Here is a 25,164-nt window from a genome sequence, read left to right as displayed (position 1 = left end):
GTGAGAAACGGTGCACCGGCGGCGCCGCGTATCGATTCGCGCCACTACGACGCGGTGATCTTCGATATGGACGGGGTGGTGACCGACAGCGCGTCGATTCATGCCGCGGCCTGGACGGAACTGTTCGACGACTTCCTCACACGACGTCCGGCCGGCGCCGGACAAGACCGATCACCGTTCACCGAAGCCGACTACTTGCGTTTTGTGGACGGCAAACCGCGCTATCGGGGTGTGGCGGATTTCCTCGCCGCACGACGTATCGCACTGCCGTGGGGTGATTCCTCCGATCCAGAGACGGCCGAGACCGTGTGCGGACTGGGCAATCGGAAGGATCGCCTGTTCTGGGACCGGATCGCGCGCGGCGGTGTGCGGGTCTTCGAATCGACCATCATCCTGGTTCGGCGGCTGCGGGCCGCGGGAATCCGCACCGGCGTGTTCTCTGCCAGCCGCCACTGCGCGCAACTGCTCGCGGCCGCCGGTGTCGCCGACTTGTTCACCGTGCGGGTGGACGGTATCGCTGCCGAGGAGCTGGGCCTGCTGGGAAAACCTGATCCAGCGATGCTGCTGGAGGCCGCGCGTCGGCTGGACGCCCAACCCGACCGCACGGTGGTTGTCGAGGATGCCGAGGCGGGTGTGGCGGCCGGCCGGAGTGGCGGCTTCGCGCTGGTCATCGGGGTGGACCGGCACGCGCACGCGGCGCGGCTGCTGGCACAGGGGGCCGACGTCGTCGTCGAGGACCTCGGCCGGGTGAGGTTGCGCGGGGGCTTCCGGCGGATGTCGGAGGTTCCGGATGCCATCGAGTGCTGGCCGCGCGTCGCGGATCTCCTGGGCACCGAGAAGGTCGCGGTACTGCTGGATTTCGACGGCACCTTGGCCGATATCGTCGCCGACCCGACCGCCGCAAGACCCGTCGACGGCGCGACGAGCGCGCTGGCGGAACTAGCCGCCCACTGCCCGGTTACGGTCATCAGCGGTCGTGATCTGACCGATCTGCGTGACCGCGTGGGCGTCCCCGGAATTTGGTATGCGGGCAGCCACGGCTTCGAGCTGATGGCCCCGGACGGCACTCGTCACGTGCACGATGCCGCGCCGGGCGCCGAACAGGCGCTGGCCGAGGCCGCCGACGAACTGCAGTATCAGCTACGGGATATTCCTGGTGTTCTGGTTGAGCACAAGCGATTCGCGGTCGCCGTCCATCACCGCAACGTCGCCGCGGAGAACGTCGGCGAAGTCGTCGCCGCGGTGCACGAGGCCGGGCGTACCGAAGGGTTGCGCGTGACCCACGGGCGGCGGGTCGCCGAACTGCGCCCGGACGTGGACTGGGACAAGGGCGCCGCGTTGCGCTCGATCCTCGAGCATCTCACCGTCCCGGCGCTGCCGATCTACCTCGGCGACGATCTCACCGATGAGGACGCCTTCGACACCGTCGAATCCGACGGGCTCGCAATCGTGGTGCGCCATGGCGAAACCGGGGACAGGCACACCGCCGCGCGATTCTCGGTCGCCGGACCACGCCAGGTTCGCGACTTCCTCGATCGGCTGGTACGGCTGGTGCACACCGAAACCGTTGCGGCGGGCCCGGAGTCGTGGGCTCTCACCTTCGACGGCTACGACCCTTCACAGGAGAAGCTTCGTGAGGCGCTGTGCACGGTCGGCAACGGCTACTTCGCGACCCGCGGCGCGGCACCGGATTGTGTGGCCGGAGCAGTCCACTATCCCGGCACCTATATCGCCGGGGTGTACAACCGGCTCTACGACGAGATCGCCGGGCACGTCGTCGACAACGAAAGCCTCGTGAATCTGCCGAACTGGCTGCCCGTGACCTTCCGGATCGATGGTGGCGACTGGTTCGATATCGATACCGCCGACTTGCTCGGCTACCAGCAGCAGATGGATCTGCGCCGCGCCGAGCTCGTGCGGCAGTTCCGCTTTCACGACTCCTCGGGGCGAATCACCGCAGTGACGCAGCGCCGGTTCGCCGCCATGCATCGGCCACACCTGGGCGCGCTCGCGACGACGATCACCGCCGAAAACTGGTCGGGGACGCTGACGATCCGCTCGGTGATCGACGGTTCCGTGCGCAATGGTCTGGTGGAGCGGTATCGCGGCCTGTCGGATACCCACTTGGCGACGGAGCGTGCCGTGCGGGTGTCCGACGATTCGGTACTGCTCGCGGTGCGGACAAGCAATTCGGGGATACCGGTGGCCGTGGCGACTCGCAGCACTCTGAGATGCGCAGAGGGACCTGTCGACGCGCCGCGCGCATTGATCGACCGAGACGGAGTGATCGGGCACGACTTCACCATCGACATCGCCGCCGGGGACTCCACGACCCTGGAGAAGGTCGTGACCGTTTTCGCCGGACGCGACCACGCGACAGCGGGACCAGATGAAGAAGCCACCCGCTGGCTCGACGCCACCGGTGACTACGCGGAGCTCTTTGAGGGACATGCCGCGGCCTGGAAGCACCTGTGGGCACGGTCGCGAATCGACCTCGATGGTCGGGAACACCCGGCGCGCATCGTGCGCCTGCATCTGCTGCACTTGACCCAGACCCTGTCGCCGAACACCGCAGATCTCGATGTGGGTGTGCCCGCACGCGGACTCCATGGCGAGGCGTATCGCGGCCACGTGTTCTGGGACGAACTGTTCGTTTTCCCGGTGCTGAATCCGCGCTTTCCGGAGTTGACCCGATCATTGCTGCGTTACCGCTACCGCCGCCTACCCGAGGCCCGCCAAGCGGCCGTCGCTGCCGGACTCGCCGGGGCTATGTTCCCGTGGCAATCCGGCAGCGACGGCCGTGAGGAGAGTCAGCGGGTGCACCTCAATCCGCTGTCGGGGCACTGGAATCCGGATCCCAGCGGACGTGCCCATCACATCGGCATCGCGATCGCCTACAACGTATGGCAGTACTATCAGGCGACCGGAGACTTGGAATTCCTCACCGAATTCGGTGCCGAACTACTGGTAGACATCGCACGATTCTGGTCGAGCATGGCCGACTACGACAGTGCGCGCGACCGCTACAGCATCCGTGGTGTCATCGGCCCCGACGAATTCCATTCCGGGTACCCAGAAGCACCGGAGGCGGGCATCGACAACAACGCCTACACCAACATTATGGCCGCCTGGGTGATCCTGCGGGCACTCGATGCACTCGCCCTTCTGGCCCCGCGCCCCCGGTCCGAATTGCTGGAGATGCTGTCGGTCCCACCCTTGGAGCCGGACCGCTGGCGGGATGTCGCACGTCGCATGTATGTACCGTTCCACGACGGAGTCATCAGCCAGTTCGAAGGCTACGACCGGCTGGCCGAACTGGATTGGGACCATTACCGGCAGCGCTACGGCAACATCCAGCGTCTGGACCGGATATTGGAGGCCGAGGGCGACAACGTCAACCGCTACCGGGCAGCAAAACAAGCCGATGTGCTGATGCTCTTCTATCTGCTGTCAGCCGACGAACTCCGAGAACTGCTGGGCCACCTCGGATATGAACTGCCCGGCGAGATGATTCCACGCACCATCGACTACTACCTGTCGCGCACCTCCCACGGTTCGACACTCAGCGCACTGGTGCATTCATGGGTGCTGGCCCGAGCCAACCGCGACCGTGCCGTGGAATTCTTCGACCGAGTCCTCGAGTCCGACGTCGCCGACATCCAGGGCGGCACCACCGCGGAGGGAATTCACCTCGGCGCGATGGCAGGCAGCATCGACCTGCTACAGCGCTGCTTCACCGGGCTGGAGATCCGCCGCGACCGATTGATCTTCTGCCCGCACTGGCCGAAAACGCTCGGCGCCCTGTCGTTCCCGATGATCTACCGCGGCCACCGGCTCACCGTGCGCATCAGCGGCGACGGCGTCGAAATCAGCTCGGATCCCGGCACTTCACCGCCGATCGAGATCGACTGCCGAGGCCAGATCGCACAACTGGAAGCCGGGGACACAGTTCGCCTGCCGACAAACCCGACACCCGGACCAGACCAATGAACCCGGAACAGTCCACTACCCACCCGAATTCCAATTATATTGCGTGAGATGTCTTCTCGGTACAACGAAGCACACCGAGATCATCCGGCCTGAGACGAAAACCCGTTAGCCTTCAACGCGATTGGCGATGCTCCAAAATCTGAGGGCCTTTCGGCCTCCCATCAGGTGACGATCGGCCGCATCCTCCGCACCGGGCGGTTCATACCGTTGGTGTGATGCCCACCGGGCTATCGCAAGCGTGAAGAGATTTCGGAGGTCACCATGACAGAGCAGCGCTACCACGATCCGCACCGACTGCCCTCGGCGAGGGTCGTTGTCGGTGTGGACGGTTCGCAGGGCTCGGAAACGGCCCTGCGGTGGGCGGCGGACTTCGCCGCCAAGCGGGAACGCGAGCTGCAGATCGTGCACGGGATGGACCTCGTCGGGATGGGCGGAGCACTAGGCAGTTACGAGGTCGTGGTGCCGTCGGTGGTCGACTCCGTCCGCGCGCACGGCAAAGCCGTAGTAGCCCGTGCCGAACGAGTGGCTCGCGAGACCGAACCCGGCCTGCGCGTCTCCACCCTGGTGACGACCGACAGCGCCAAGCAACTGCTCATCGACCACAGCGCCGAAGCATACGCGGTGGTGGTTGGCGCGACCGGAAGCGCCAACACGTTCGCCCACCTAGGCTCCACGCTGCTCGCGCTCACCGCACACGCACATGGGACGCTGGTCGTGGTACGCACGGATCCCGAGGCGGACCACTCGATTCACAGTTCAGGGCCGGTCGTGGTCGGCATCGACGGCAGCCCGATATCCGAGACGGCGATCGCGGCGGCATTCGCAGAGGCGGCCGAACGCTGTACCGATCTCGTCGCCGTACACGTGTGGAGCGACTGGGATTCAGGACAATTCGCCGGCCCAAAAGATCGGCGACTTCTCGACGCCGAACTCGAGCAGACCGAACAGGCGATCCTCGCCGAACGGCTGGCGGGATGGCAGGAGAAGTACCCGGATGTCCGAGTCATCCGGAAGATCTATCTCGCGGCTCCGGCAGCTCGTCTGCAGGTCTGGTCGAAGTCGGCGCAACTGGTGGTGGTCGGCAGCCGGGGCCGCGGTGGTTTCGTCGGCATGCTACTCGGCTCCACCGCCAATTCTCTGGTCCAGCACGCCTCATGCCCCGTCATGGTCGTCCACCCCGCACAGTGACGAGCAGAATTCGACATGAATGGGTCAGCCGATGACCTCATTCGTAGCCGGATGCGCCGAAACCACAGCATCGACTACCCGGACCGCATGATCACCCGGTTGCGGTGGGTGTAGGTCAGCGTCGCTCCGGCCACAGTTCTCCGGTGACCGATCAACCGGGGCCCGAGATATGTTCAGGCCGCAGCAATTCGACAAGCAGCCGATTCTCCAGGAGATCGATCCACCCGCCCGACGCCCGGCACTGTTGGTTCCGGCGGCGCGTCGCCGCCAACACGACCAGCGACGAATCATGAATCACCACTGATTATTTCGCGGGAAGCGGCCCAAAACCTATAATGTCGCCATCGAGGCGACGATATTCCCAACCGCCGTAGCCAGGCACGACCGACCAATGATTCGACCGTTCCGACCACCACACGCGATGAATCATCAGTACAGACAAGCGACATCACCGACGACAACATTCACACAGCACAGGCCTGGCGGGGTGGTCGACCCGCTCCACCTGATGCTGGTCTTCAACCTCGATCACTCGACCGCCCTGCGCTACGCGACCGTCGCCGAACACCTCCTCAACGGCCAGCTCGAACAACCGCCCGCACCGTGATCGGTGACTACACTCGCCTTCACCCGAACCCGCCGGAAAATCTGACGTCGCCGCGCCAAACACCGTGGGTTCCCGATGAAATCGCTTCAGTCCGGCTGAACCCACGCGAGACTCCGGCCTCCACGATATGAGGGGAATCGCACATTGCCCGCGGCGCCGGCCATCACTGAACCGACACAAGCGAGACCAGTCAGCCTGCGCTGAACAGCCGCCGCGCACCGAGCAAATCCGACAGTCGGCCGCCGAGCAAAAACAGGCCACCGAAGGCGACGACATAGGCATTGAAGACCCAGGTCAGGTTCTCTTGAGTTGAAGCCGAGATCGCTCGGCATTTTCGGCAACGGTCCAGTCCGAGGGCGTCTCCGAGTGCCAGTTGCCGCCTGTCCCGAATACGGTTCAGCGATGCGACGCATCGACACACCGGACAGATAGACCGTCGTGGCTGAGGCGGGGGTGACGGTCGGTATGGCACCGATCATGCTGGCTAGCCGCGTCGATCAGCAGGCGGAGAAGTCATACCTGGACCGGCGACCGTGGCGGAGCTTCGAAGGTGACGGGCCGGATCGATACGTGTGTTTCATTTTCATTCTTGAATGGTTGCGGCGAAGTTGCTGGCCGAGTGTTGGTGCTTCGGCCAGAATGGGTGCGTTCCATCGAGTCTGTCCACTCGACCAACTTTTGGAGGGAAGCTCATATGGCACAGGAAACAAGCACTGACGCCAAGCGCGGCGACGTCCTGGACATCCAGAGCATTCGCGATTTGGAGATGACGCTTCGGCTTCAGATCGATGAGGCGCGGCAGGAAGCCCAAAACGCTCGTCAGCACGCCCAGCAGGCGCAGAACCTTGCCCGGCAGGCGCAACACCAGACCCGTCAGGTCCAACACCAGGCGCAGATCGCGCAGCATGAGGCCAATCAGGCCAACCAGCAGGCCCAGCAGGCCCGCCAGCAGGCCCAGCAGGCGCAGAACCAGGCCCAGCAGGCCCAGGGCGAGGCCGACCGGGCGCAGAGCCAGGCCCAGCAGGCCCAAGGTGAGGCCAACCAGTCCAACCAGCGGGCTCAGTCGGCGCAGGACCAGGCCGAGCAGGCCAGCCAGTTGGCCCAGCAGGCCGAGGATCAGGCCAGCCGTACTCAGGACCGCTCCGGACAGTGGGAACTGCAACTGCATCAGCTTCGCCAGCAGGCACGCCAGATGCAGTCCCGCTAGCCACCATCTGCCCTCAATGAATGACGTGTCGACGAAAGGGGCCACCGCCCAGCGGTGTGCTCTTTTCGTCGACCGGTGAAAGGGGGTCGCGGATGAGCGAACCGACTGTGCCCCCGACCGACGTCGAGGTGATCGTGCCGGAGGCGATGAGCGCCGGGGTCTACGCCAACGGGTTCACCTGCTGGTACAACCGCACCGACTTCACTCTCGATTTTCTGGTGTACCTGCCGGCCGATCAGGGTGTCGACGACGCCGGTCGGCCGGTGGTGCGTCAACCGGCTCAAGTGGTGTCGAGGGTGAAGTTCCCGCCGGCGATGATCTTCCGGCTGATGCAGATCTTGAACGACATCAGCGCCTGCGCGCCCTCTCTGAACAGCATCGCGTGTCCAGAACACTGGTGTCCTGATCGGGAGTGGTCCGGCGGTACAAGATCTGCTCACCAGTTGCACCAGCGGATCACCGACCAGCCACCCCCTGCTCGCGCCAGTGGCGGTACGCAGGCGCCTCATCCGAACGTGAATTGGCCGCGCACCCGGTCGGTCTTGACCTGTTGTGGTGCTGGCGTCATTCCGGGTCGGTGGGTTCGCGGATCAGCGCTGCGTGGGCGCGCAGGTCTGCCCCGATCTCGTCGGGGCGCAGTGCACCGCCCACATGTCGATGATCGATCCGTCGTCGGCCCGGTACACCTACGACCTCGTAGGCGCGTCGGTGTCCTGCGCGTGCGGATAGGTCTCGATCTCCTCGGCCAGAGCCCGGCCGACGGCTGCTCTCGGCCACAGCAGATTTTCGATCGAATCGTAGGTTGGGCGCCGCCACGGCTGGGCTGCGCTGAGCTGCCCAGCAGACTCGGGGGGATGCGATTCCGTGTCCGGGTTGGAGCGCAAGAACGGGTGGACGCCGACGGGCGGGGCCGATGAGTCGTGGTTGGACGGGATGCCGAGTTCGCAACCAAGCCACAGCTGGTGTTCGCCTTGCTGAACGGGCGCTGGGTGCGAGGACGCCGTTCGTGTGCGGCTCCGCCCCGGGCCGCGGCGACGATACGGCGGAGTTCCTTGTGCGAGCCGGATACACGCTGTACTGGATCGATTCGTGCGAACGTGCTGAGCTGGCCGGGATGGTTGTGGCCGGCAACTCGATAGAGGGCGAGCCAGATACCAACGTGGTGGCTTCGGCTACACGATCGATTCATCGGCCCGCTGCTGCAGCCATTCCGTCAGCGGCATTGTCGGCGGTCGCGTCGAGGGCGCCGGGTCGGCCGCGATCTCGACGTCGTCGATGCCGTTGACGCTGAGAACGAGCTCCGAGACGGTGCGCTGCTCGTCCGTGTCGGCGAAGCGGCCCCGAATGATTGCCCGGCCCTCGGCCACCTCGACCGACCATTGCCGTCTGCTGCCGGCGTAGTTGTCGAGCAGGGCGCGGACCTCAGCCGCCGCAGCTGCCGTGTCGCGGACGAGGGCGCGCAGAAGGTCGCGGCGAGCGACGATGCCGACGAGCACGCCCGCCTCGACCACCGGCATGGACCGCAGATTTCCGGCAATCATCCGGGAGGCGATGGTGGAGACGGCCGTACCGGGCTGGGCCACCTCGGCCGGGACCGTCATTGCTGCCTCTACACTCGCGGTCTGGCGGGCGACGCGCGCGGCCAGCGCATCGGCTTCGGACAGCATGCCGATCACCCGGTCCTGTTCGTCGACGACCGGTAGTGCACCGAATCCGCCTTCGGTCAGCAGCGAAATAGCCTCCGGTAACGGCGTGTCGGGTCGGACCGTGACAACCGGTCGGCTGAAAATGTCGCGGGCATACACTGGATTCACCTCCAGGAAAGAGCCAGGTGCCGAGTGGTCGGCGAACCTGATGGGTGAGCCGAGTGGCGATGCCGGTCAACCAAGCATGGATGTGCTCGGGATCGCGGTAGTCGTCAGCGGAATTCGTGGCCATTGCGGAAGTCGGGAAGCTGCGCACGTCCGGTTCGAACCGGTCGGTGGCGTTGGGAACCGCATCGGCTTCGGCAATCCTCTCGGTATCGGGCTGATCGAGCGAGGGGGCGAGTGGACCGATACCGAACAGCCGGATCGGCCGCTCGCTCCGCAGTTGTCGGGTAAAGAGGTGAAGCCGCAGACGTGCCGGTCCCAGCGGGCGGCGTTGAATGCGCCACCGAGGATCACCGCGCCGAATCCGCTCAGTGACGTTCTGTGTCATAGCCAGCCTCCTTTCGCTGCAACTGCACATCTCACTCCACGGCTCCCGTTGCAGATAGTGGCGAAAGCCCCCTGCGGAACATCTGTTGGCAACCAGACACGGTGCTGTGCGGCGGTGGGATCATTCGGCGGTCCGACAGGGCGCAGTGACCGCACAGTTACCATCCCGCCGGAGGTCGCCACAGCGGTCGAGGGCTGTCCGGTCTGATCACTCGGGGGACACCGTCGCATCGGTGTGGACTGCGACGCTTCGACCGGCACGTCGGCGCGGGCTTCCGGTGCGCGCTCGCCGCCGAGGCGGAGCGCGGTGGCGATACTCGTGCTGAAACAATCGGTCAGGATCGAGAGGTCCGGGATCGCGGAGGTGTCGGCGTTGATCGCGACGTAGCAGGTTCCGGCGTGTTGAGGAGCCCGCCTTCTGGCCCGATGCTCACCTGCTCCCATTGCTGCCGCAGTCGGGACTGCTGACAGAGGCTGGCGCATGACGAGCACCTGGGTGATTCGATACCGACATCGCCACGCGCTCGGCACGGTCGCGGCGGCAAGCTCGCGGGAAAGAGGGGGGCCGGGATGATGAGCAGCACTGTCCGGAATTGATGTCGTTTGCCGCCGTTGTGCACCATGCTGCCAGTCGTGGGACCACCGACAGCAGGTGATCCGCTGGGAGAATGTTCCAGATCCGTTATGCCGGAGCGATCATGGCGGCGGCAAACTGAACGTCCGGAAATGCCGAGTTGAGGATGTTGGAAGCGAGGCCGTAGCCGTACCCACGTAGAGTCGCGTCGGCGATCCCGAGGTTGAGGGGACCAGCCTGGTTGCTCACTTTCCGTGGGTCAGGTGATGAGCGAGAAGGCTTTCGGCGGTGTCGGCGACGGTGTCCTCGATCGGGCGGGCCCGCCACCCCAACAGCCGTTCGGCTTTGGCGCTGGTCGCGTCGAAATCCCGCCCCAGTTGCGGACGCAGCGCCCGCAGCTGGGGGTTGACCACGCTCAGGACGCGGGCGAGCGCCAGTGGGATTTCGCGCGTGGGGACCTTCTTTGCGCGGTCGCCGAGCCGTGCGTGCAGTATCCGCGCGATCTCCACCACGCGCAGGCTGTGCCCGGCGGTGGCGAGGAACCGTTCGCCGGCCGCGGCGGGGTCGGTCATGGCGCGCAGGTGCAGGTCGGCGACGTCCCGCACGTCAACCCAGCCGGTGCCGAACGGAGCGTCGGCGATGCGACGTGGAGAACGTAGTCGCAGTCGGCGACCGCGTCCGCCCATCCGTCGTCGCTGTGCAGGTCGGCACGGACGACGGTCAGAAGCGCGTCATCGAATTCGGTCGCGGCGTGCAACTGTGCCCGCAGCATGGGTTCACGTCCCAGGTCGCGGACCGTGGTGCGCACGTCGTGACCGGCTTGCAGCAGTGCGAGCACGCACCAGCTCCCGATGAATCCGGATCCGCCGGTGACCAGAACGGTTGTCATGGGTGTCTCCTCAGCATGCTTCCTGATTTCCGGTTGAGCGCTCACGCGAGGCCGTGGCCGATGAGGCTTTCGGCGCATTCGACGGCGGTCTGCTCGGCGGGGCGCGGGGCCCAGCCGAGGATCTGTTGTGCTTTCTGTGTCGTGTGCCTGTTGCGGCGGCCGAGTGAGATGGTGATCGCCTTCAGCGACGGGGTGAACAGCGAAGTCAGCCGGACGAGGGCATTCGGCAGTTCCCGCGCGGAGACCTTGACCGCCTTGTCCCCGAGGCTGGCCTGGAGAGCACGGGCGATGTCGGTCATCCAGATGAACGGCCCGGTGCCGAGGAATCGTTGGCCTGCCGCGTCGGGTGAGGTCATGGCGCGGATGTGGAGGTCGACGAGGTCGCGGACGTCGACGACCTCCAGACCGATCTGGGGGGCACCGCGCATCTCGCCGCGCAGCATCCGCTGGATGAGCGAGGCCGTGCCGACGTTCTCCGATGTGAGGATGGGGCCGAGCACTGCACCTGGCAACACCGTGCAGAGTTCGGTCGAGCCGTCGTTATCGGCCATGAAGTCCCATGCTGCCTTCTCCGCTATCGTCTTGGACCGGCGATAGGCCGGCAGGGACGGGTCGTCGACGGTCCATAGTGTTTCGTCGGTGACACCCTCAGCCGTGTAGGACATGGGGCTGGCCGCGTTGGCGGCCGAGGTCATCACGACACGTTTCACCTGCGCGCGGGTCGCCGCGCGCAGCACGCGGAGCGCACCGTCACGAGCGGGAACGATCAACGCGTCGGCGTCCTTGTCGCTTCCATTGCCCAGGGGTGACGCGACGTGCAGGACGAAATCGACACCGGCCATCGCCGCATCCCACCCGTCGTCTTTCGTCAGGTCTGCGTAGGCGAAGCTCAACCGCTCACCTGGATCGACCTCGGTGGATACCGCATCGATCACCGCCTGCTCCCGGGACTGGGAGCGAACGGTCGTGCGCACGTCGTAGCCGCGCTGGAGAAGGGCGACGATCGCCCACCCGCCGACATAACCGGTGCCCCCGGTGACCAGAACCTGCGCCATATCGTTTCCCGCTCTCTTCTCTATGTTGGATGCGTGTGTTGGATGAGCTGGCCTGCGCCGACCCACCCGGGATCTACCGGCCGACGGCGACCGGCTGGCGGTGGGCCGCCTGTCGGACGCCGATGAGCCCGCTGCCGAGGAGAACGTGGCCGGTCATGACTGGGTAGATCACGGCGCGTTCGAACATGCCGATGTTCCACGCCCAGCCGGTGAACACGTCGGCGATGAAGACCGGGAACGCGACCAAGCCGACGATGCCCAGCACGATGCTCATGATGCTGCGGCCAGGGCTTATACCGATTCGGGCGCCATTGGCGCCGACGATGATCGCCATGAGGTTTCCGGCAAGCATGACACCTTGCGCACCGGAGGTGTGGAATGCGATCAGGCCGTTCGCGACGTTCGCGCTGGATCCCTGGAAGATCCCCACGAGGGACACGCCGATGCCGGACAAGATCGCCACTACGACGATCGCGATCGGCCGCGGGCCCTTGCGCAGATCGAAGGTGAGTAGCACGCCGACGATGAGCAGGATGCCGTAGAGGACCCAGCCGGTGTCCATGACGGCCCCCAGCGGGGAGTTCCCGACCTGCCCGAACGCGACTTGGCTTGGGCCGGTCAGACCCAGATGGCTGACCCAGTTGTACAACGGCGAGTAGTGCGGGTGCTGCCAGGCCGCCGCCGTGATGAGTTCCGCCACCCACGACACGAGCGGGCCGATGAAGATCAGGATCGCTCCGACGCGGGCAGCGGGGCCAGAGCGAACAATCGACCTCACGTCAGGGCCATGCCCGGGACACGGGCGCGGATCGCGTCCATGGTCGCCTCGTCCGAGACGCCCTGCCAGTCATACCGTGGCGTGTAGGGGGCGGTGAGGGCGCGTACGTCCTCGTCGGTGAGTTCGACGTCCAATGATGCGATCGCGTCGTCGATCTGCTTGATCGAACCGGCGCCAACGAGCGGGGCGGTGACGACCGGCTGGCGATGCAGCCAGGCCAGGGCGATGGACGCGAGGCTCACGCCGTGGGTGGCCGCGACTCGGCCGACCGCATCGATGATGGCGCGGTTGGACGTCTTTTGCTCGGGCGAGTAGAGCACGTCGGCGTAGGCGCCGTCTGTATCGGAGCGGGCGGTGGATTTCGCGTCATCCCAGCCTCGGGCCAGACGGCCGCGGGCGAGCGGGCTCCAGATAATGGTGCCGACGCCCTCGTCGAGGCACAGCGGGATCATCTCGCGTTCCTCTTCGCGGGCGAGCAGGTTGTAGTGGTCCTGCATGGACACGAACCGGGCCCAGCCGTGCTGCTTCTGCAGGTGCAGGGCTTTGGCGAACTCCCAGGCGAACATCGACGATGCGCCGAGGTAGCGGACCTTGCCGGCCTTGACCAGGTCGCTGAGCGCTTCGAGGGTTTCCTCCAGCGGGGTCGCGTGGTCGTTGCGGTGCACCTGGTAGAGGTCGATGTAGTCGGTGCCGAGCCGCTGCAGCGAGTGGTCGACCTCGGTCATGATCGCCTTGCGCGACAGTCCCCTGCCGTTCGGCCCGGGGCGCATCGGGTGGCGCAGCTTGGTGGCGATCACCACGTCGTCGCGGTTCGCGAAGTCGCGCAGCGCACGCCCGAGGATCTCCTCGCTGGACCCGTTCGAATACATGTTCGCGGTGTCGAAGAAGTTGATGCCTGCGTCCAGGGCGTGCTTGATCAGTGGACGGGCGGCTTCTTCACCCAGGGACCAGACGGGGTGGCCGCGGTCCGGTTCGCCGTAGGTCATCGCACCGATCGCGATGGGCGAGACGTCCAGGCCGGTGGTGCCAAGCTTCACATAACGCATGGGTGTCTCCTGCAAGTCGGAACTCGCGGACGATCCTCCGCAAGTAATGGCCAAACTAGCGGAGGATTGTCCGCGAGTCAATTGGAGGGCATCATCGAGGCATGACCGACGAGACGCCGAGCACCTACGGCACGCAACGCAAGGCCGCCGCGCGCAACCGGGTCGCGATCATCGAGGCCGCCCATGCGCTGTTCGCGGACAACCCGCTCGTGCCACTGAGCGAGATCGCCAAGCGCGCCGGCGTCGGCGCAGGGACGCTCTACCGCCATTTCCCCACCCGTGAGGACCTGATCCTCGCGGCCTACCAACACGACATCGAACGCCTGACCATCACTGCCGACGAGGTACTGGCGCGTCACTCATCGGCCAAGGCCGCGTTCGTCGAGTGGTTCGAGACCCTGTCGGCCTACATCCGCATCAAGCACGGCCTCGGTGACGCTTTACACAGCGCCGCGGCCCAGGACATGATCAGAGCCTCTTGGGCGCCGACGACCGCCGCGGTGGCCAAGCTGGTCGATGCCTGCGTGGCCGAGGGCACCATCGCCGCCGGGCACGACCCCGCCGACATCATCATGCTGATGAGCTTTTTGTGGCGCGTCGCGAACAGTGATGACGGAGCGGCCCAGGGCAGACGCCTTATCGCTGCCGTTTTCTCGGGCCTACAGACCGCACCCCAGCCGACCTGAGCGCTCGCCGCAACAGCTCTCGCCCAACCGAAGAGCTGAAACGCCTTGCCGCCCCATGCAGTCCGCATCCAGCACCGGCCTATTACCGAACTCGTAGATAGCCCGCGCCTGGCTATACCTCGGACAAATAATCGCTCATGCCGCTGGGTGCGCGACCTGACCGCATGGTGGCCACTCCCTGACCGGATTGGCCGCCAACGTCTGGAACGTCCGCTACTGCCGATTTCAGGACGTCTCTTGGTGGCGGTGGCATCGACCGGACCGATGCCACCGCGCTGTCCTGGCGACGACCGATCATCGTCCCCGAGGCGACCGTCAGGTCGCTTGTTTCGGTTACCGGAGCGGGACAGACGCTTTCGGCGCAGAAAGCACGATCCTGCGAAACGGTGACGCACAAGCTGTAGTGCGGGAGAATCGTTGGTGGAGTTGGGGCGCCGTCCCGGTATGGTTCGGTGCGTTTCTTGATCGTCGTGATCGTTGGTTTTTCCGTGGCTACCTACCGATGCGGTTGGTGGTTGGAGGCTGCGCGCCTCCAGCACATGGGCGGTATCGGCAGGTCGACGAGCAGAGGAAGTCGTTATGTCTGTCGAACAGAACTCCTCCACAAGAACTGCCGAGGACGGCACCGGATCTGGCGATGATGAGTTCTACATCCCCGCGGGTATGCCCGCACCGACCGCACACGACATCGAGGCCGGTAAGCAGGCGCGGGCCGAACTGGCCCAGATACAAGGGAATCCCGACGTCTGGGCAGAGGCGAAATGGTGGGGGTTCCGGATCTTCCTCAACCATGAGGCCGTCAACCTGTCCGCCGAGATCTACCCCCGCATCGCCACCCTCGTCGGACAGTTCCTGCCGCCTCCCATCGGCACCATTGTCGGCGCGTATTGCAAGGCACACAGCCTGATCATGAAACGCGTCGACAAAGGCCGCGGAGTGGTGCTGACCTCGCCGTGGATCGCCATCGCCGCTCTGGTCCCGACCCCGATGGGATGGCCCTCTTCTGACACCAACTTGTGGTGGACGGTCTTCGAGGAGGAGCACGGGTGGAGTCAAGACGAAGAGTTCCCGAAGCATGCCAGCGAAGCCAACCCGGCACTGGCCGCATTCGAGGGCAAGCTGTTCTGCGTCCATCGCGGCGGCGGCTCTGACAAGAGCCTGTGGCAGACCCTCTACGACCCCGACACCGGATGGACCGAAGACCGGCGCTTCGCGCAACATGCCAGTGACGCCGGTCCCGCGTTGGCCGTGTTCGACGGCGCGCTGCACTGCGTCCACAAAGGCAACGGCACCGTCGACAGTTACTGGACGAAGAAGACGAGCTCTACTGGCTATTGGTCGGCGGACCAGAGAATCGATCGACACGCCACCGACGCCGGTCCAGCACTCGCGGTGTTCAAAAACAAGCTGTACTGCGTCCGCCGCGGATCAGGCAGCGATCGCAACCTGTGGTGGAGCACCCTGGCCAGCAGCACGTCGAGTTGGTCCCGCGACGCGGCAATCCCGAACGTGGCCTCCGACGCCAACCCGGCGCTGGCGGTGTTCGGCGACAGCAGCGGCGTCGAAAAGCTGTACTGCGTCCACAAGGGCAACGGCAACGATAAGAGCCTGTGGTACACGACCACCACCGACGGCCAGAACTGGAGCCCGGACAGGGAATTCCCGAAGCACGGCACCAACGCGGGCCCGGCCCTGGCGGTGTTCAAGGGCAAGCTGTACTGCGTGCACCGCGGAAACTACGACCAGAGCCTGTGGTGGACCCGCCTCGACAGCCACAACTCGACCTGGACCCCGGACCGCGAACTCAGCCAACACGCCAGCCACGCCGGACCGGCACTGATCGTCTACCGCGACAAGAACGGCACCAAAGACCAGCTGATGTGCGTCCATCGCGGCTACGGCAACAGCCGCACCGCAGCCGATGACGCAGGAGCTCCGGCATCCTCCATCGACGGAGACGGTGCGGCCGTATAAAGCCATTCGACGCCCTGCCCCTCGCAGCGGTGTCGAAAGGTATGAAGCTGCGACGGCGGGATCCCGCCTGAACGAGCGTCCGGAAATGCCGCTTACGGCGCTGTGAATTTTGATTGGGGTCTGGAGTTCCGCCATCGGTGCGCCGGATCGAGAGCCGGGAGTAGCGGGGTGGCGTGCCACTGGGCGATCACACGGCGTCGTCGATGACGAGAGACTGTCTGTTGTCGGCGGTCGGCTATTCGATGGTGGGACTGCGGCGTTCGATGAGGGTGACGTCGCGCCAGCGTCCGTGGTGGCGGCCGATGCGTTGCCGGGTGCCGATGGTTCGGAATCCGGCTTTGGTGTGCAGGGCGAGGCCGGCGCCGTGCCCGCGGGCGTCGGGGTGGACGTAGACGGAGTGCTCGACGACTCCGGCGTAGGCGCAGCGGTCCGAGACCGGGACCACCGCGACCCAGCCGAGGACTTGGTTGTGGTCGTCGAGCGCGACGAAACGGTGGTGGGGCAGTTTCATTTTGTCGAACTCCCGCCAGGTTGGTGCGGTGGTTTCGAAGGTGGCATCGCCGTCGCCGATGCCGAGTTGGTAGATCTCCAGCACCTGGTCGGCATGCTCGGATCGCATGGGCTTGATGCGGAACGCCGGTGCGGGAGTCGTGGTTTCATGATCGTGCCGGGATGCCGAGTTCGGCCAGCAAAATGCGGGAACAAGAACCCCAATCGAATCCACCCAACACACATACTGGAATTCGTTATGAACGGCTCTCGCGCAACAGAATGCACGCCACAAATGCCAAATCCCTCTGAAGATTTCCGTTTCCGGAGTAGTTCCTCAGACCTGGTCGTCATCGATCCCCGGGGCTCTGCGTGTGTCCCCGGTGTCGGCGGGCGAGCCTTGCCGACACGGATGACGCGCGTGCCGTGCGTGGCTGTTCGCCGAGGGGTAATCGATCTGTCAAGTGTCCACCAAATATTTTGTGGCACAACCCAACTGGCTGATATCCTGGATCTGATCTTTGACAACCGCGCGAAGGTGGGTTCAACATGCGGGCGAGCTTGGTTGAAACCGTTGAGTTGATGATCAGACCCCTGCGGTGAACCCGACCGAGGTGGGCGCCGTCGTGGACGCGGTGCTCACCCAATTCCTGGACGACAAGGACCACCTTTCACCCGCGGTCGAACTGACCTATTTCAGTGAGCAGTTGCGCAGCCTTCTTGCCGCTGGCGGCAAGCGCTTTCGTCCGCTCATGTGCGTCACCGGATGGGCTGCCGTCGACGGCGTTCCCCCGTCCGACATCGTGTACCGGGTCGCTGCTTCGCTCGAGCTGTTCCATTGTTTCGCGCTGATCCACGACGACGTCATGGATCACTCCGCCACCCGCCGAGGCAGGCCCACTGCCCACCACGCCCTGGCCGCTCGTCACGGCGACCATGCCAACCCTGCCGAGCTGGGGGTCAACGCCGCCATTCTGCTCGGAGACCTGGCCCTGGCGTGGTCCTACGATCTACTGGTAGGTCCGCCGAGCCCAACACTTGAGCAGCTCGCCCGCATACAACCAACGTTGGATGCGTTGCGGACCGAAACGCTCATCGGCCAATACCTGGATCTCAGCGCATCTGGTCGCCGCACCGCCGATCTGGACACCGCGTGGCGGATCATCCGGTATAAGACCGCCAAATACACGATCGAACGCCCGCTGCACTTGGGAGCCAACCTCGCTGGCGGCACCACACATCAACTTCGAGCGCTGTCGGACTATGCCGTGCCGCTCGGCGAAGCGTTCCAGCTCCGCGACGACCTGCTCGGCGTATTCGGCAACCCCCGCCAGACTGGTAAGTCCGTCGACGACGATCTCCGCTCGGCCAAACACACCGTACTGATCGCCACTGCGCTGGAGCGGGCCACACCCACCCAGCGCCGCGCCCTGCGCCAACTACTCGGCAAACCGGACCTGACCGAGGATCAATGCGATCAGATCCGTGCGGTCCTGACAGCCACCGGTGCCGTCGCGACTGTTGAGCAGTTGATCGCGACGCGATGCGAATCGGCGGCACAGGCATTACACACCCACCACCTGCACCCGACCGCCGTGGCGGTACTGCACCAATTCGCCGCGGCCGCGACCACGCGCGCGGTCTGACCACAGAAGGACGGTCCGCCACCACATGCCAACCGAGATGAACGCCTACGCGCCAGGATCTCCCGCCATCTTCTGCCCCCTGCCGAGACCGACGTTGGGCCCGATGGATGCCCTGATCGACAGCACCGTGACGTGGGTCCGGAAATTCGGCTTCGCCCGCGATGTCAGGCAGGCCACGTTGCTGGCCACCGCCGGGGTCGGCTTCACCGTGTGCGCCTACCACTACGCCCGCCCGGAGGTGCTCGAGTACCTCTGCCGATACGGCGCGTGGGGCTTCTACCTCGACGACATCTGCGAGACTCGGCCATACACCGAACGGCTGCCCGAACTCACTCAACTGCTGACCCGGCTGACGCGGGTAGTCGAGGTGCCCGCAAGCCAACCATGGGGCCATGACCCCTTTCTCGACGCTGGACGCGACCTCACCACCTGCATCGCGCGGCACACGAGCCCAACCCTGATGCGGCGCTTGAGCGACTCCTTTCGGCAATGGATGTTCGGCAATCTGACCGAGGTATCGCAGCGCAGCCTCGGATACCCAGCAGACCTCGACGCCTACCTGCGGCTGCGAGCCGGAGCCGTCGGCGGCGAAAACGGCGCAGCCATGGGCGAAGTCGCACTCGGCCTGGAACTTCCGAGCCAAGAGCGTGACCAGCCCGCAGTCCGCGCCGCCTGCGAGGCGGCAATCCTGACAGCTTCACTCGACAACGACCGGTTCTCCTTCGCCAAATCCGTGCGCCTGGACGAAGGCAGCCCCGACATCATCACCATGATCCAACGTGAGAACCCCTCCCTCTCCTTCCCCGAAGCACTGGCCGCTGCCGTCGCGGTCCGTGACCGATGCTTCTCCCGCTACCTGGCCCTACGCACCCAGCTCCTCCCCGACGGCAGCGCCGAGCTGCGACGCTATTTCATAGTTCTGGATGCGCTAGTCGCCGGAAACCTCGTTTTCGGCTCCATCGCCACCCGCTATTTCTCCCCCAACAGCCCCACCGCGGACCTCCCGTGGTCCGACACCCCCAGCGACCTCAACCCGGACCCGCTGCCGGTGCCCGCCATCGCCTGGTGGTGGGACGTTTAGACCGTGTCTCATGTCGTTGCAATTCGTTCGATGTGTGTCGTAACCGGTTGTGCCGCATGATGTCTGGTCGTGGTCGATGATTTGTCGCAACGTCTGGTCCCGGATGGGTTGTGGGCGCTGGCCGAGCCTTTGTTGCCGAAGTTCGAGGCTCGCCCGCAGGGGGGTGGCACCGCGCCGGTCGATGAGCGGGCCGTGTTCGCCGCGGTGGTGTTCGTGCTGACCAGCGGTTGTGCGTGGCGGATGCTGCCGCCGTCGTTCGGGGTCACTGTCCCGACGGCGCATCGCCGGTTCACTGTCTGGACCGAGGCCGGTCTCTGGCGGCGATTACACCGCGCGGTGCTCGACGAGTTGGGTAGCAAAGGCTTGATCGACTGGTCGCGGGCGGTGATCGACGCGGCGTCGGTGCGAGCGAAAAAGACATCCCAGGGGCTTGGACGTCAAGCAGCGGCCGAATTTTCGGCGGACGGAGACCAGGCGGTGGCCTCGTCGTAGGTGGTGCGGGTTTTGAGGCAACCGTGCAGGATTCCGACGAGGCGGTTGGCGAGTTGGCGTAGTGCCGGGTGGTGGTCCAGGCCGCGGGCGCGATGTTTGTCGTAGTAGGCGCGGGCACCGGCTCGTCGCTGACCGTGATGTCGGGGCTGCGGTTCGTCCGGCGCGCCGCCGCGCAGGGGCGCCCCGTGGTGATCGTCAACCGCGGCCGCACTCGCGGTGACGCGCTGATCGTCGACGCCGGATGCTCTGCCGTGCTGTCCGCACTCGCCGACAGCTGCGGAGAAACACGCGTTCTCGCTGCGGGATAACGCGCCGTTACCGCGAGGGGTAAGAGGTCCGACATCCTGAGTTTTTCCTCCGAGCGCGGAGCCTCGTCCGGGTCGTGGAGCAGGAGGAGCCTGCCTGAAGTATTCCGCTCAGACTTGTATCGCAACGAAGGCAACGTGCTTCAGCCCGTTGCCTTCCTCGACTGGGACCTTGAGGGGCCCGGCGGATTCCGGACAGTACCCTGAAGGGCTATTTCATGCTGCTGCCTGCCGATTCAGATAATCGGCATGAACCTGTATCGGGGTCTTGTAGTTGATCCCCGAGTGGATTCGTTTCCGATTGTAGAATGTCTCGATGTATTCTACAACTGCGCGCCGTGCCTGGCCGCGGGTGAGGAACGTCACGCGGTGTAGCCACTCATTCTTCAGGGCACCGAAGAACGATTCGGCCATGCAGTTATCCCAGCACACGCCAGTGCGGCCGACGGATTGACGCATGTCCATGCTCCTCAGCTTCTTGCCGAAATCGTAGCTGGTGTAGTTCTCAGGCTCAACCGGTGGACGCAACACCCGAGGTCACGGAGGGTGTTATGGGAAGGCCATCGGACTGGATGCGGGAGGTCACCGGGCGAGCGCCATGTCGAGCGCGTCCTCGATCAGCGAGGTTCGGTAATGGTCGGCCATGGACCAGCCTGCCACCATTTTCGTGTAACAATCGATCACGGTCGCCAAATAGATCCAGCCTTCCTGTGTTCGAATATAGGTGACATCGGAGACGAATTTCTCGCCCGGCGCTTCGGCGGTGAAGTCGCGGCGTACGAGGTCGGGGATTCGGTGGTTGATGTCGGCCTCGGTGGTCGCCGGCCGCCACGGTTTCGGCTGGCAGGGCACCAGATCAAGCTCACGCATCAGCCGGCGGACGGTATCGTCGTCCACGGCGTAGCCCGAGGCCACCAGCACCGCATGGATGCGCCGATACCCGTAGGTGCCGTGACTGTCGTCGAAGATTGCCCGGATCATCAGTTTCAGATCTTCACGCCATTTCTCGGTCTCCGACACCGGACGGGAACACCATTCGTAGTACCCCGATCTCGACACATTCAGATTCGTGCACATGAAGGCAACCGGATACGCCTTCTCCGCGTCCATCTCTGCGATGAATGTATATCTCACTGCTGGCGGCTCGCGAAGAAGGCGGCCGCTTTTTCCAAAAACTCAGCCTTCATGCGCAGCTCGCGATTCTCCCGCTCCAACTCCCGCAACCGAGCCCGCTCCGAAACCGTCAACGGTTCCTCCGCGCCCGGATTCCTTTCCCGATACCGAGACACCCAATTGCCCAACGTCGCCTCATGAATTCCGAGATCCCGCGCGATCGACGCGATCGGACGTCCCGGATTCTCCAGCACCATCTTCACTGCCTCGTCCTTATATTCGGGCGAGTACTTTCTCCTCTGATGACCCACGACCCGTTTCCCTCTCACTTCGAGTAACCAACCCTACGAGGGGTCACTGTCCGGAGGGAACCGGGCACCTCACCTGGCCGGTCCCGGCCCCTCGCGGTCGGCTAGTTATTCTTGAGCTAGCCGTCGTCGGCGATGTTGGTGGTCCGGGGCCGGAAGGCGCTGGGCATGGTTGTCACGGTGGTCGAACGCGGCTTCGTGGCGCCGGTACGCAGGTAAGGTGGCCGACAGGACCTTTGCCTGGAGCAGCAAGCACCAACGATGCACATGGCAATGATCATCGCCATGTCCTGAGGACCTGCCCCCGCGTAACCCGAGTTTCCGGACGCTCACGAAGAGGGATAGGGATGTGATGGAGCGGCGTTCAGATCAGGTGACGGGCACGATGGACAGGCGCGGTTTCGTCAAGGGTGCCAGCCTGGCTGCTGTGCTGCTGAGTCTTGCAGGTGGAAGCACGCTTGCGACGGCCACGTCTACGGCGCGGGCCGAAGATTACGGCCTGAGCTCGAGGTCGTCGATGTACCGCTTGCTGGTCCCGGAGATCTTCGCACCGCTGCCGGATCCGGCCGACCATGTGCCTGCGATCGTCATCGGATCGGGGTTCGGGGCGTCGATCACCGCGCTGCGCCTGGCGCAGTCCGGGACCCAGGTCACGGTGCTCGAGCGCGGGTCGCGCTGGCCGAATGATCCGTGGCGCGACATCTTCGCCGCCGACACGGTTCCGGATGGCCGCGGCTTCTGGCATCGCACCACCTTCACCGGCGCGACTAGGATCCCCGTGTCGGTCGATCCATTCGGCGGGGTCCTCGACGTCTCCAGTTACCCAGGCATCGACGTGTGGCGTGGCGCGTGTGTGGGTGGTGGCTCGGTGGTGTTCACCGGGGTGATGATCGAGCCGGAGCAGCGGTTCTTCGACCATGTGTTCCGCGGTGTGGTCGACTACCGCGAGATGCATGACATCTACTACCCCAAGGTCCGAAAGACGTTGCGGTTGAGCCCGATGCCGGACGACATCTATCACTCCGTCGCGTTCGCGCACTCGCGGGCCTGGGACGATCAGGTCCGCGCGGCCGGTTATACGCCGCAGCGCATCGACGGCGTTTGGAACTGGAACGTCATCCGCGACGAGCTGGCCCTGCGATCGAGGCCGTCGGCGACGGTCGGCTGTTCGAACCTCGGCAATTCCAACGGCGCGAAGTTCGATTTGAACCAGAACTACCTGCGCTCTGCCGAGGACACCGGCTTTGCCCGGATCTACCCCGGCCACCGCGTGGACGCCATCGCCAAGGAACCGGGGGAGTCGGGTCGCTACACGGTCACCGTGACCAAGCTGGCACCTACCGGCGAGGCGCTCCGCACCCGGACGCTGACCTGCGACACGCTGTTTCTCGGTGCGGGCTCCATCGGCACCTCCGAGCTGCTGGTGCGCGCGCGGGCGATCGGGGCGCTGCCGAACCTGAACGAGCACATCGGCGAAGGCTGGGGCAGCAACGGCGATGTCGCCTTGGCGCGGCCGCTCAGCTCGCTTGATGTGGGCACGCAGGGCGCCCCGTCCGCGAGCCGGATTCTGGACGAAACAGGCACACCTGTGTCGCTGGAGAACTGGTACATCCCCGGCGCGTCGCCCTGCGACATCGGCATCCTCGGATCGCTGGGCATAGTGCTCGACGACACCCGCGGCCGGTTCGTGTACAACCCGACCGACGGTCGGGTGGACCTGCAGTGGCCCGAAGACGGCGCTGTCGGCTATCTCGCGCGAGCGCAGGAAGTCAACGACAAGGCGGACTGCCGCTGCCTGTCCATCGCCCCACCAGACTTGGGCGGGGACGCCTCGATCACCTCGCATCCGTTGGGCGGCGCAGTGATCGGACGCGCGACGGACGGCTACGGTCGGGTGTGTGGTTATCGAGGCCTGTACGTGATGGACGGGGCGGCTGTGCCCGGCAGCACCGGAACAGTGAACCCGTCGTTGACGATCAGCGCGCTGGCTGAGCGCAATATCGAACAGATCATTCGTTCTGGGGGGTAGTTGATGGACGTCGGAGTCTGGGCTGGTGACAGCGTTTGCGTTCGATGGGGACTCCCCGACTGACACGCGGCGATCGAACGAACACGGTCACTGACCGGGGTCGCGGTGATCGCCGCGCTCCGCCCGCCAGCCAAAAGGGCGGACCGCTCGGTATAATTCAGGGCATTGCCAACACCGTTCCATGTCGTGGGAAGTTCCTTGCTGGACGGTTCACTTGTGAGACGTCCAGCTGGTTGCCCAGCTGAACGTCTACGTGCGCCATCCGCGAACTGCGCAACCGCGATGAGTCGTTGAGGTGGCCCGATTTCGATGGCGTGCAGAGGTAAGGCGGCGCGGGCCCTACCGTTTCTTGGAGACGTGCATGGTGATCCGTGCGGTGACGAAGGCGTTGCCGTCGGCGTCGAGGACATCGACCGGGACGACGAGTTCGGTGGGGTCGTCGCCGAACTCGGGAATGGGGTCGAGGCGAGCGACCGAGGTCACGGCGGTGGTGGACTTGGACTTGTATTCGACCGTCATGCCGACCGGTATCCACCGGTGGGTGGCGGGAATGGTGGCGTCGGTCATCATGCCGCCGGCGAGTTCGGCCATGTTGCACGATGCAATGGCGTGGTAGCTGCCGAGGTGGTTGTGGACGCTGCGCCGGTTGGGTGCGCTGACTCGGCACAGGCCGGGTCGCAGCTCGAGGATCAGCGGGTGCACGCTGCGGAAGTAGGGGGCTTTCAGGCACAGTGCCTGGGTGAACAGCCAGTTGCCGAATGGCAAGCGTTGCAGCGTGTTCCACAGAGCGAGGTTGGCGCCGGCCGCTGGGGCCTGGGTGGTGGTCATCGATTGACCTCCTTTGGTTGTGATCGGTTCGAGCTGTATCAGCGCAGGGTTGCGGTGACGGCGCTGTACATGGTGGTTTTGATGGCGGCCAGCCTTGCCGGGTTCTTGTCGAGGATGGGGGTGATCCGGTCGATGGCGGTCGTGAGGACCTCGGTCTCGGGGGCGGTGGCGTCGACGAGGCTGGCGGTTAACGCGTCCGGGCCGCTGAAACGGTGCCCGGTGGTCATGGCGGTCACTGCCGCTTGGGAGCTGAGCTTGGCCTGGATGAGGGCGGCCATGCCGGGGGTGAAGGGGACGTTGATGTCGACCTCGGGGAAGCAGTAGTAGCCGCGGTCTTCCCGCATCACGCGATAGTCGTGGGCGATGGCCAGCATCGCGCCTGCGCCGAAGGTGTGGCCGTTGACCGCGGCGATGGTGGGCAGCAGAAAAGTCAGGATGCGGGCGAACAGTTCCCGGACGCGGCCGACGTACCACTCGGCGCGATCGCCGTTGGCCATGAGCCAGTCCAGATCCAGGCCGTTGGAGTAGAACTTCCCGCTGCCGGTGGTGACCAAGCCTCGAGCGTCGCGCCCGACGGCGTCGAGGTGTCGAGCCAGTCCGGGGAGAAACGGTTCTCGTCGGCTCCGAGGGTCAGCACGGCGATCTTGTCCTGGTAGTGCAGGTTCGCGGTCATGGTGTTTC

16 protein-coding genes and 6 pseudogenes are annotated in these 25,164 nt (G+C 65.1%); 9 read left to right on the top strand and 13 right to left on the bottom strand.

The annotated features are described in order from the left end of the window. Both otsB and OHB12_RS07545 read left to right on the top strand, forming a co-directional pair. Nucleotides 1–3,990 (top strand): trehalose-phosphatase, encoded by a 3,990-nt coding sequence (otsB, locus tag OHB12_RS07550; RefSeq protein WP_327117447.1) that lies wholly within the window; start codon nucleotides 1–3, stop codon nucleotides 3,988–3,990. A 261-nt stretch (nucleotides 3,991–4,251) separates the two neighbouring features. Next, nucleotides 4,252–5,178 (top strand): universal stress protein, encoded by a 927-nt coding sequence (locus OHB12_RS07545; RefSeq protein ID WP_327117445.1) that lies wholly within the window; start codon nucleotides 4,252–4,254, stop codon nucleotides 5,176–5,178. 747 nt (nucleotides 5,179–5,925) lie between these two features. Here OHB12_RS07545 and OHB12_RS07540 read toward each other — a convergent pair. The 8 genes and pseudogenes from OHB12_RS07540 to OHB12_RS07505 all read right to left on the bottom strand — a co-directional run. Further along, nucleotides 5,926–6,126: pseudogene (locus tag OHB12_RS07540) on the bottom strand (MFS transporter); the annotation flags it as partial. A gap of 242 nt (nucleotides 6,127–6,368) precedes the next feature. After that, complete coding sequence (locus OHB12_RS07535; RefSeq protein ID WP_327117443.1) at nucleotides 6,369–6,953, bottom strand: hypothetical protein; 585 nt, start codon at nucleotides 6,951–6,953, stop codon at nucleotides 6,369–6,371. A gap of 1,211 nt (nucleotides 6,954–8,164) precedes the next feature. After that, on the bottom strand, nucleotides 8,165–8,797 hold the full coding sequence (locus OHB12_RS07530) for a CBS domain-containing protein (protein ID WP_327117441.1): 633 nt from the start codon (nucleotides 8,795–8,797) through the stop codon (nucleotides 8,165–8,167). 1,212 nt (nucleotides 8,798–10,009) lie between these two features. Then, nucleotides 10,010–10,369, bottom strand: a complete 360-nt coding sequence (locus OHB12_RS07525) for a hypothetical protein (RefSeq protein WP_327117439.1) — start codon at nucleotides 10,367–10,369, stop codon at nucleotides 10,010–10,012. After that, nucleotides 10,333–10,653: an NAD-dependent epimerase/dehydratase family protein gene (locus OHB12_RS07520; protein ID WP_327117437.1), complete on the bottom strand. Its 321-nt coding sequence runs from the start codon at nucleotides 10,651–10,653 to the stop codon at nucleotides 10,333–10,335. The genes OHB12_RS07525 and OHB12_RS07520 overlap by 37 nt, the downstream gene beginning before the upstream one ends. Before the next feature lie 41 nt (nucleotides 10,654–10,694). Further along, the gene (locus tag OHB12_RS07515) at nucleotides 10,695–11,708 is read right to left on the bottom strand and encodes an NAD-dependent epimerase/dehydratase family protein (RefSeq protein ID WP_327117435.1); all 1,014 of its coding nucleotides are present in this window, start codon (nucleotides 11,706–11,708) and stop codon (nucleotides 10,695–10,697) included. A 73-nt stretch (nucleotides 11,709–11,781) separates the two neighbouring features. After that, the gene (locus tag OHB12_RS07510; RefSeq protein ID WP_327117433.1) at nucleotides 11,782–12,486 is read right to left on the bottom strand and encodes a DUF998 domain-containing protein; all 705 of its coding nucleotides are present in this window, start codon (nucleotides 12,484–12,486) and stop codon (nucleotides 11,782–11,784) included. Continuing rightward, the gene (locus OHB12_RS07505; protein WP_327117431.1) at nucleotides 12,483–13,532 is read right to left on the bottom strand and encodes an aldo/keto reductase; all 1,050 of its coding nucleotides are present in this window, start codon (nucleotides 13,530–13,532) and stop codon (nucleotides 12,483–12,485) included. The genes OHB12_RS07510 and OHB12_RS07505 overlap by 4 nt, the downstream gene beginning before the upstream one ends. A gap of 101 nt (nucleotides 13,533–13,633) precedes the next feature. On the opposite strand from OHB12_RS07505, the gene OHB12_RS07500 reads away from it, so the two are divergent. Together OHB12_RS07500 and OHB12_RS07495 are read left to right on the top strand one after the other, a co-directional pair. Continuing rightward, complete coding sequence (locus OHB12_RS07500; RefSeq protein WP_327117429.1) at nucleotides 13,634–14,218, top strand: TetR/AcrR family transcriptional regulator; 585 nt, start codon at nucleotides 13,634–13,636, stop codon at nucleotides 14,216–14,218. 579 nt (nucleotides 14,219–14,797) lie between these two features. Then, a complete protein-coding gene (locus tag OHB12_RS07495) occupies nucleotides 14,798–16,192 on the top strand; it encodes a hypothetical protein (RefSeq protein WP_327117427.1) in 1,395 nt (464 codons plus the stop codon). A gap of 235 nt (nucleotides 16,193–16,427) precedes the next feature. Here the strand turns inward: OHB12_RS07495 and OHB12_RS07490 are convergent, their stop codons facing one another. Continuing rightward, nucleotides 16,428–16,811, bottom strand: a complete 384-nt coding sequence (locus OHB12_RS07490; protein ID WP_327117425.1) for a GNAT family N-acetyltransferase — start codon at nucleotides 16,809–16,811, stop codon at nucleotides 16,428–16,430. Nucleotides 16,812–17,280: 469 nt separating this feature from the next. Here OHB12_RS07490 and OHB12_RS07485 point away from each other — a divergent pair, with 469 nt between their 5' ends. The 3 genes and pseudogenes from OHB12_RS07485 to OHB12_RS07475 all read left to right on the top strand — a co-directional run. After that, nucleotides 17,281–18,327: a polyprenyl synthetase family protein gene (locus OHB12_RS07485; protein WP_327117423.1), complete on the top strand. Its 1,047-nt coding sequence runs from the start codon at nucleotides 17,281–17,283 to the stop codon at nucleotides 18,325–18,327. 103 nt (nucleotides 18,328–18,430) lie between these two features. Then, nucleotides 18,431–19,408, top strand: coding sequence for a terpene synthase family protein (locus OHB12_RS07480; protein ID WP_327117421.1), 978 nt, complete (start codon nucleotides 18,431–18,433; stop codon nucleotides 19,406–19,408). A gap of 69 nt (nucleotides 19,409–19,477) precedes the next feature. Continuing rightward, a pseudogene (locus tag OHB12_RS07475) lies at nucleotides 19,478–19,825 on the top strand (transposase); the annotation flags it as partial. A gap of 20 nt (nucleotides 19,826–19,845) precedes the next feature. Here the strand turns inward: OHB12_RS07475 and OHB12_RS07470 are convergent. Beyond that, nucleotides 19,846–20,019 (bottom strand): annotated as a pseudogene (locus OHB12_RS07470) (IS110 family transposase); the annotation flags it as partial. Here OHB12_RS07470 and OHB12_RS07465 point away from each other — a divergent pair. After that, nucleotides 19,972–20,208, top strand: a pseudogene (locus tag OHB12_RS07465) (NAD-dependent deacetylase); the annotation flags it as partial. The pseudogenes OHB12_RS07470 and OHB12_RS07465 sit on opposite strands and share 48 nt — an antisense overlap. Nucleotides 20,209–20,421: 213 nt before the next feature. Here the strand turns inward: OHB12_RS07465 and OHB12_RS07460 are convergent. Further along, nucleotides 20,422–21,629: pseudogene (locus OHB12_RS07460) on the bottom strand (IS3 family transposase). 382 nt (nucleotides 21,630–22,011) lie between these two features. Between OHB12_RS07460 and OHB12_RS07455 the strand changes: the two are divergent. Then, complete coding sequence (locus OHB12_RS07455; RefSeq protein WP_327117419.1) at nucleotides 22,012–23,655, top strand: GMC oxidoreductase; 1,644 nt, start codon at nucleotides 22,012–22,014, stop codon at nucleotides 23,653–23,655. A 339-nt stretch (nucleotides 23,656–23,994) separates the two neighbouring features. Here the strand turns inward: OHB12_RS07455 and OHB12_RS07450 are convergent, their stop codons facing one another. Together OHB12_RS07450 and OHB12_RS07445 are read right to left on the bottom strand one after the other, a co-directional pair. Then, nucleotides 23,995–24,483 carry a hotdog fold domain-containing protein gene (locus OHB12_RS07450; protein ID WP_327117417.1) on the bottom strand — a complete coding sequence of 163 codons (489 nt, stop codon included), beginning with the start codon at nucleotides 24,481–24,483 and terminating at the stop codon, nucleotides 23,995–23,997. A 38-nt stretch (nucleotides 24,484–24,521) separates the two neighbouring features. Further along, nucleotides 24,522–25,156, bottom strand: a pseudogene (locus OHB12_RS07445) (enoyl-CoA hydratase/isomerase family protein). Nucleotides 25,157–25,164 lie beyond the last annotated feature (8 nt).

Origin of the sequence: Nocardia sp. NBC_01730, assembly GCF_035920445.1 — a bacterium.
GTDB lineage: Bacteria > Actinomycetota > Actinomycetes > Mycobacteriales > Mycobacteriaceae > Nocardia.
This window is presented reverse-complemented; position numbering and strand designations above follow the sequence as displayed.

Excerpts from the sequence above, each read along its gene's own strand:
- OHB12_RS07545 (WP_327117445.1), top strand. The coding sequence starts at position 4,252 with ATGACAGAGCAGCGCTACCACGATCCGCACCGACTGCCCTCGGCGAGG.
- OHB12_RS07535 (WP_327117443.1), bottom strand. The coding sequence starts at position 6,953 with ATGCAGTTGCAGTTCCCACTGTCCGGAGCGGTCCTGAGTACGGCTGGC.
- OHB12_RS07520 (WP_327117437.1), bottom strand. The coding sequence starts at position 10,653 with ATGACAACCGTTCTGGTCACCGGCGGATCCGGATTCATCGGGAGCTGG.
- OHB12_RS07515 (WP_327117435.1), bottom strand. The coding sequence starts at position 11,708 with ATGGCGCAGGTTCTGGTCACCGGGGGCACCGGTTATGTCGGCGGGTGG.
- OHB12_RS07505 (WP_327117431.1), bottom strand. The coding sequence starts at position 13,532 with ATGCGTTATGTGAAGCTTGGCACCACCGGCCTGGACGTCTCGCCCATC.
- OHB12_RS07500 (WP_327117429.1), top strand. The coding sequence starts at position 13,634 with ATGACCGACGAGACGCCGAGCACCTACGGCACGCAACGCAAGGCCGCC.
- OHB12_RS07495 (WP_327117427.1), top strand. The coding sequence starts at position 14,798 with ATGTCTGTCGAACAGAACTCCTCCACAAGAACTGCCGAGGACGGCACC.
- OHB12_RS07490 (WP_327117425.1), bottom strand. The coding sequence starts at position 16,811 with ATGCGATCCGAGCATGCCGACCAGGTGCTGGAGATCTACCAACTCGGC.
- OHB12_RS07480 (WP_327117421.1), top strand. The coding sequence starts at position 18,431 with ATGGATGCCCTGATCGACAGCACCGTGACGTGGGTCCGGAAATTCGGC.
- OHB12_RS07455 (WP_327117419.1), top strand. The coding sequence starts at position 22,012 with ATGGACAGGCGCGGTTTCGTCAAGGGTGCCAGCCTGGCTGCTGTGCTG.
- OHB12_RS07450 (WP_327117417.1), bottom strand. The coding sequence starts at position 24,483 with ATGACCACCACCCAGGCCCCAGCGGCCGGCGCCAACCTCGCTCTGTGG.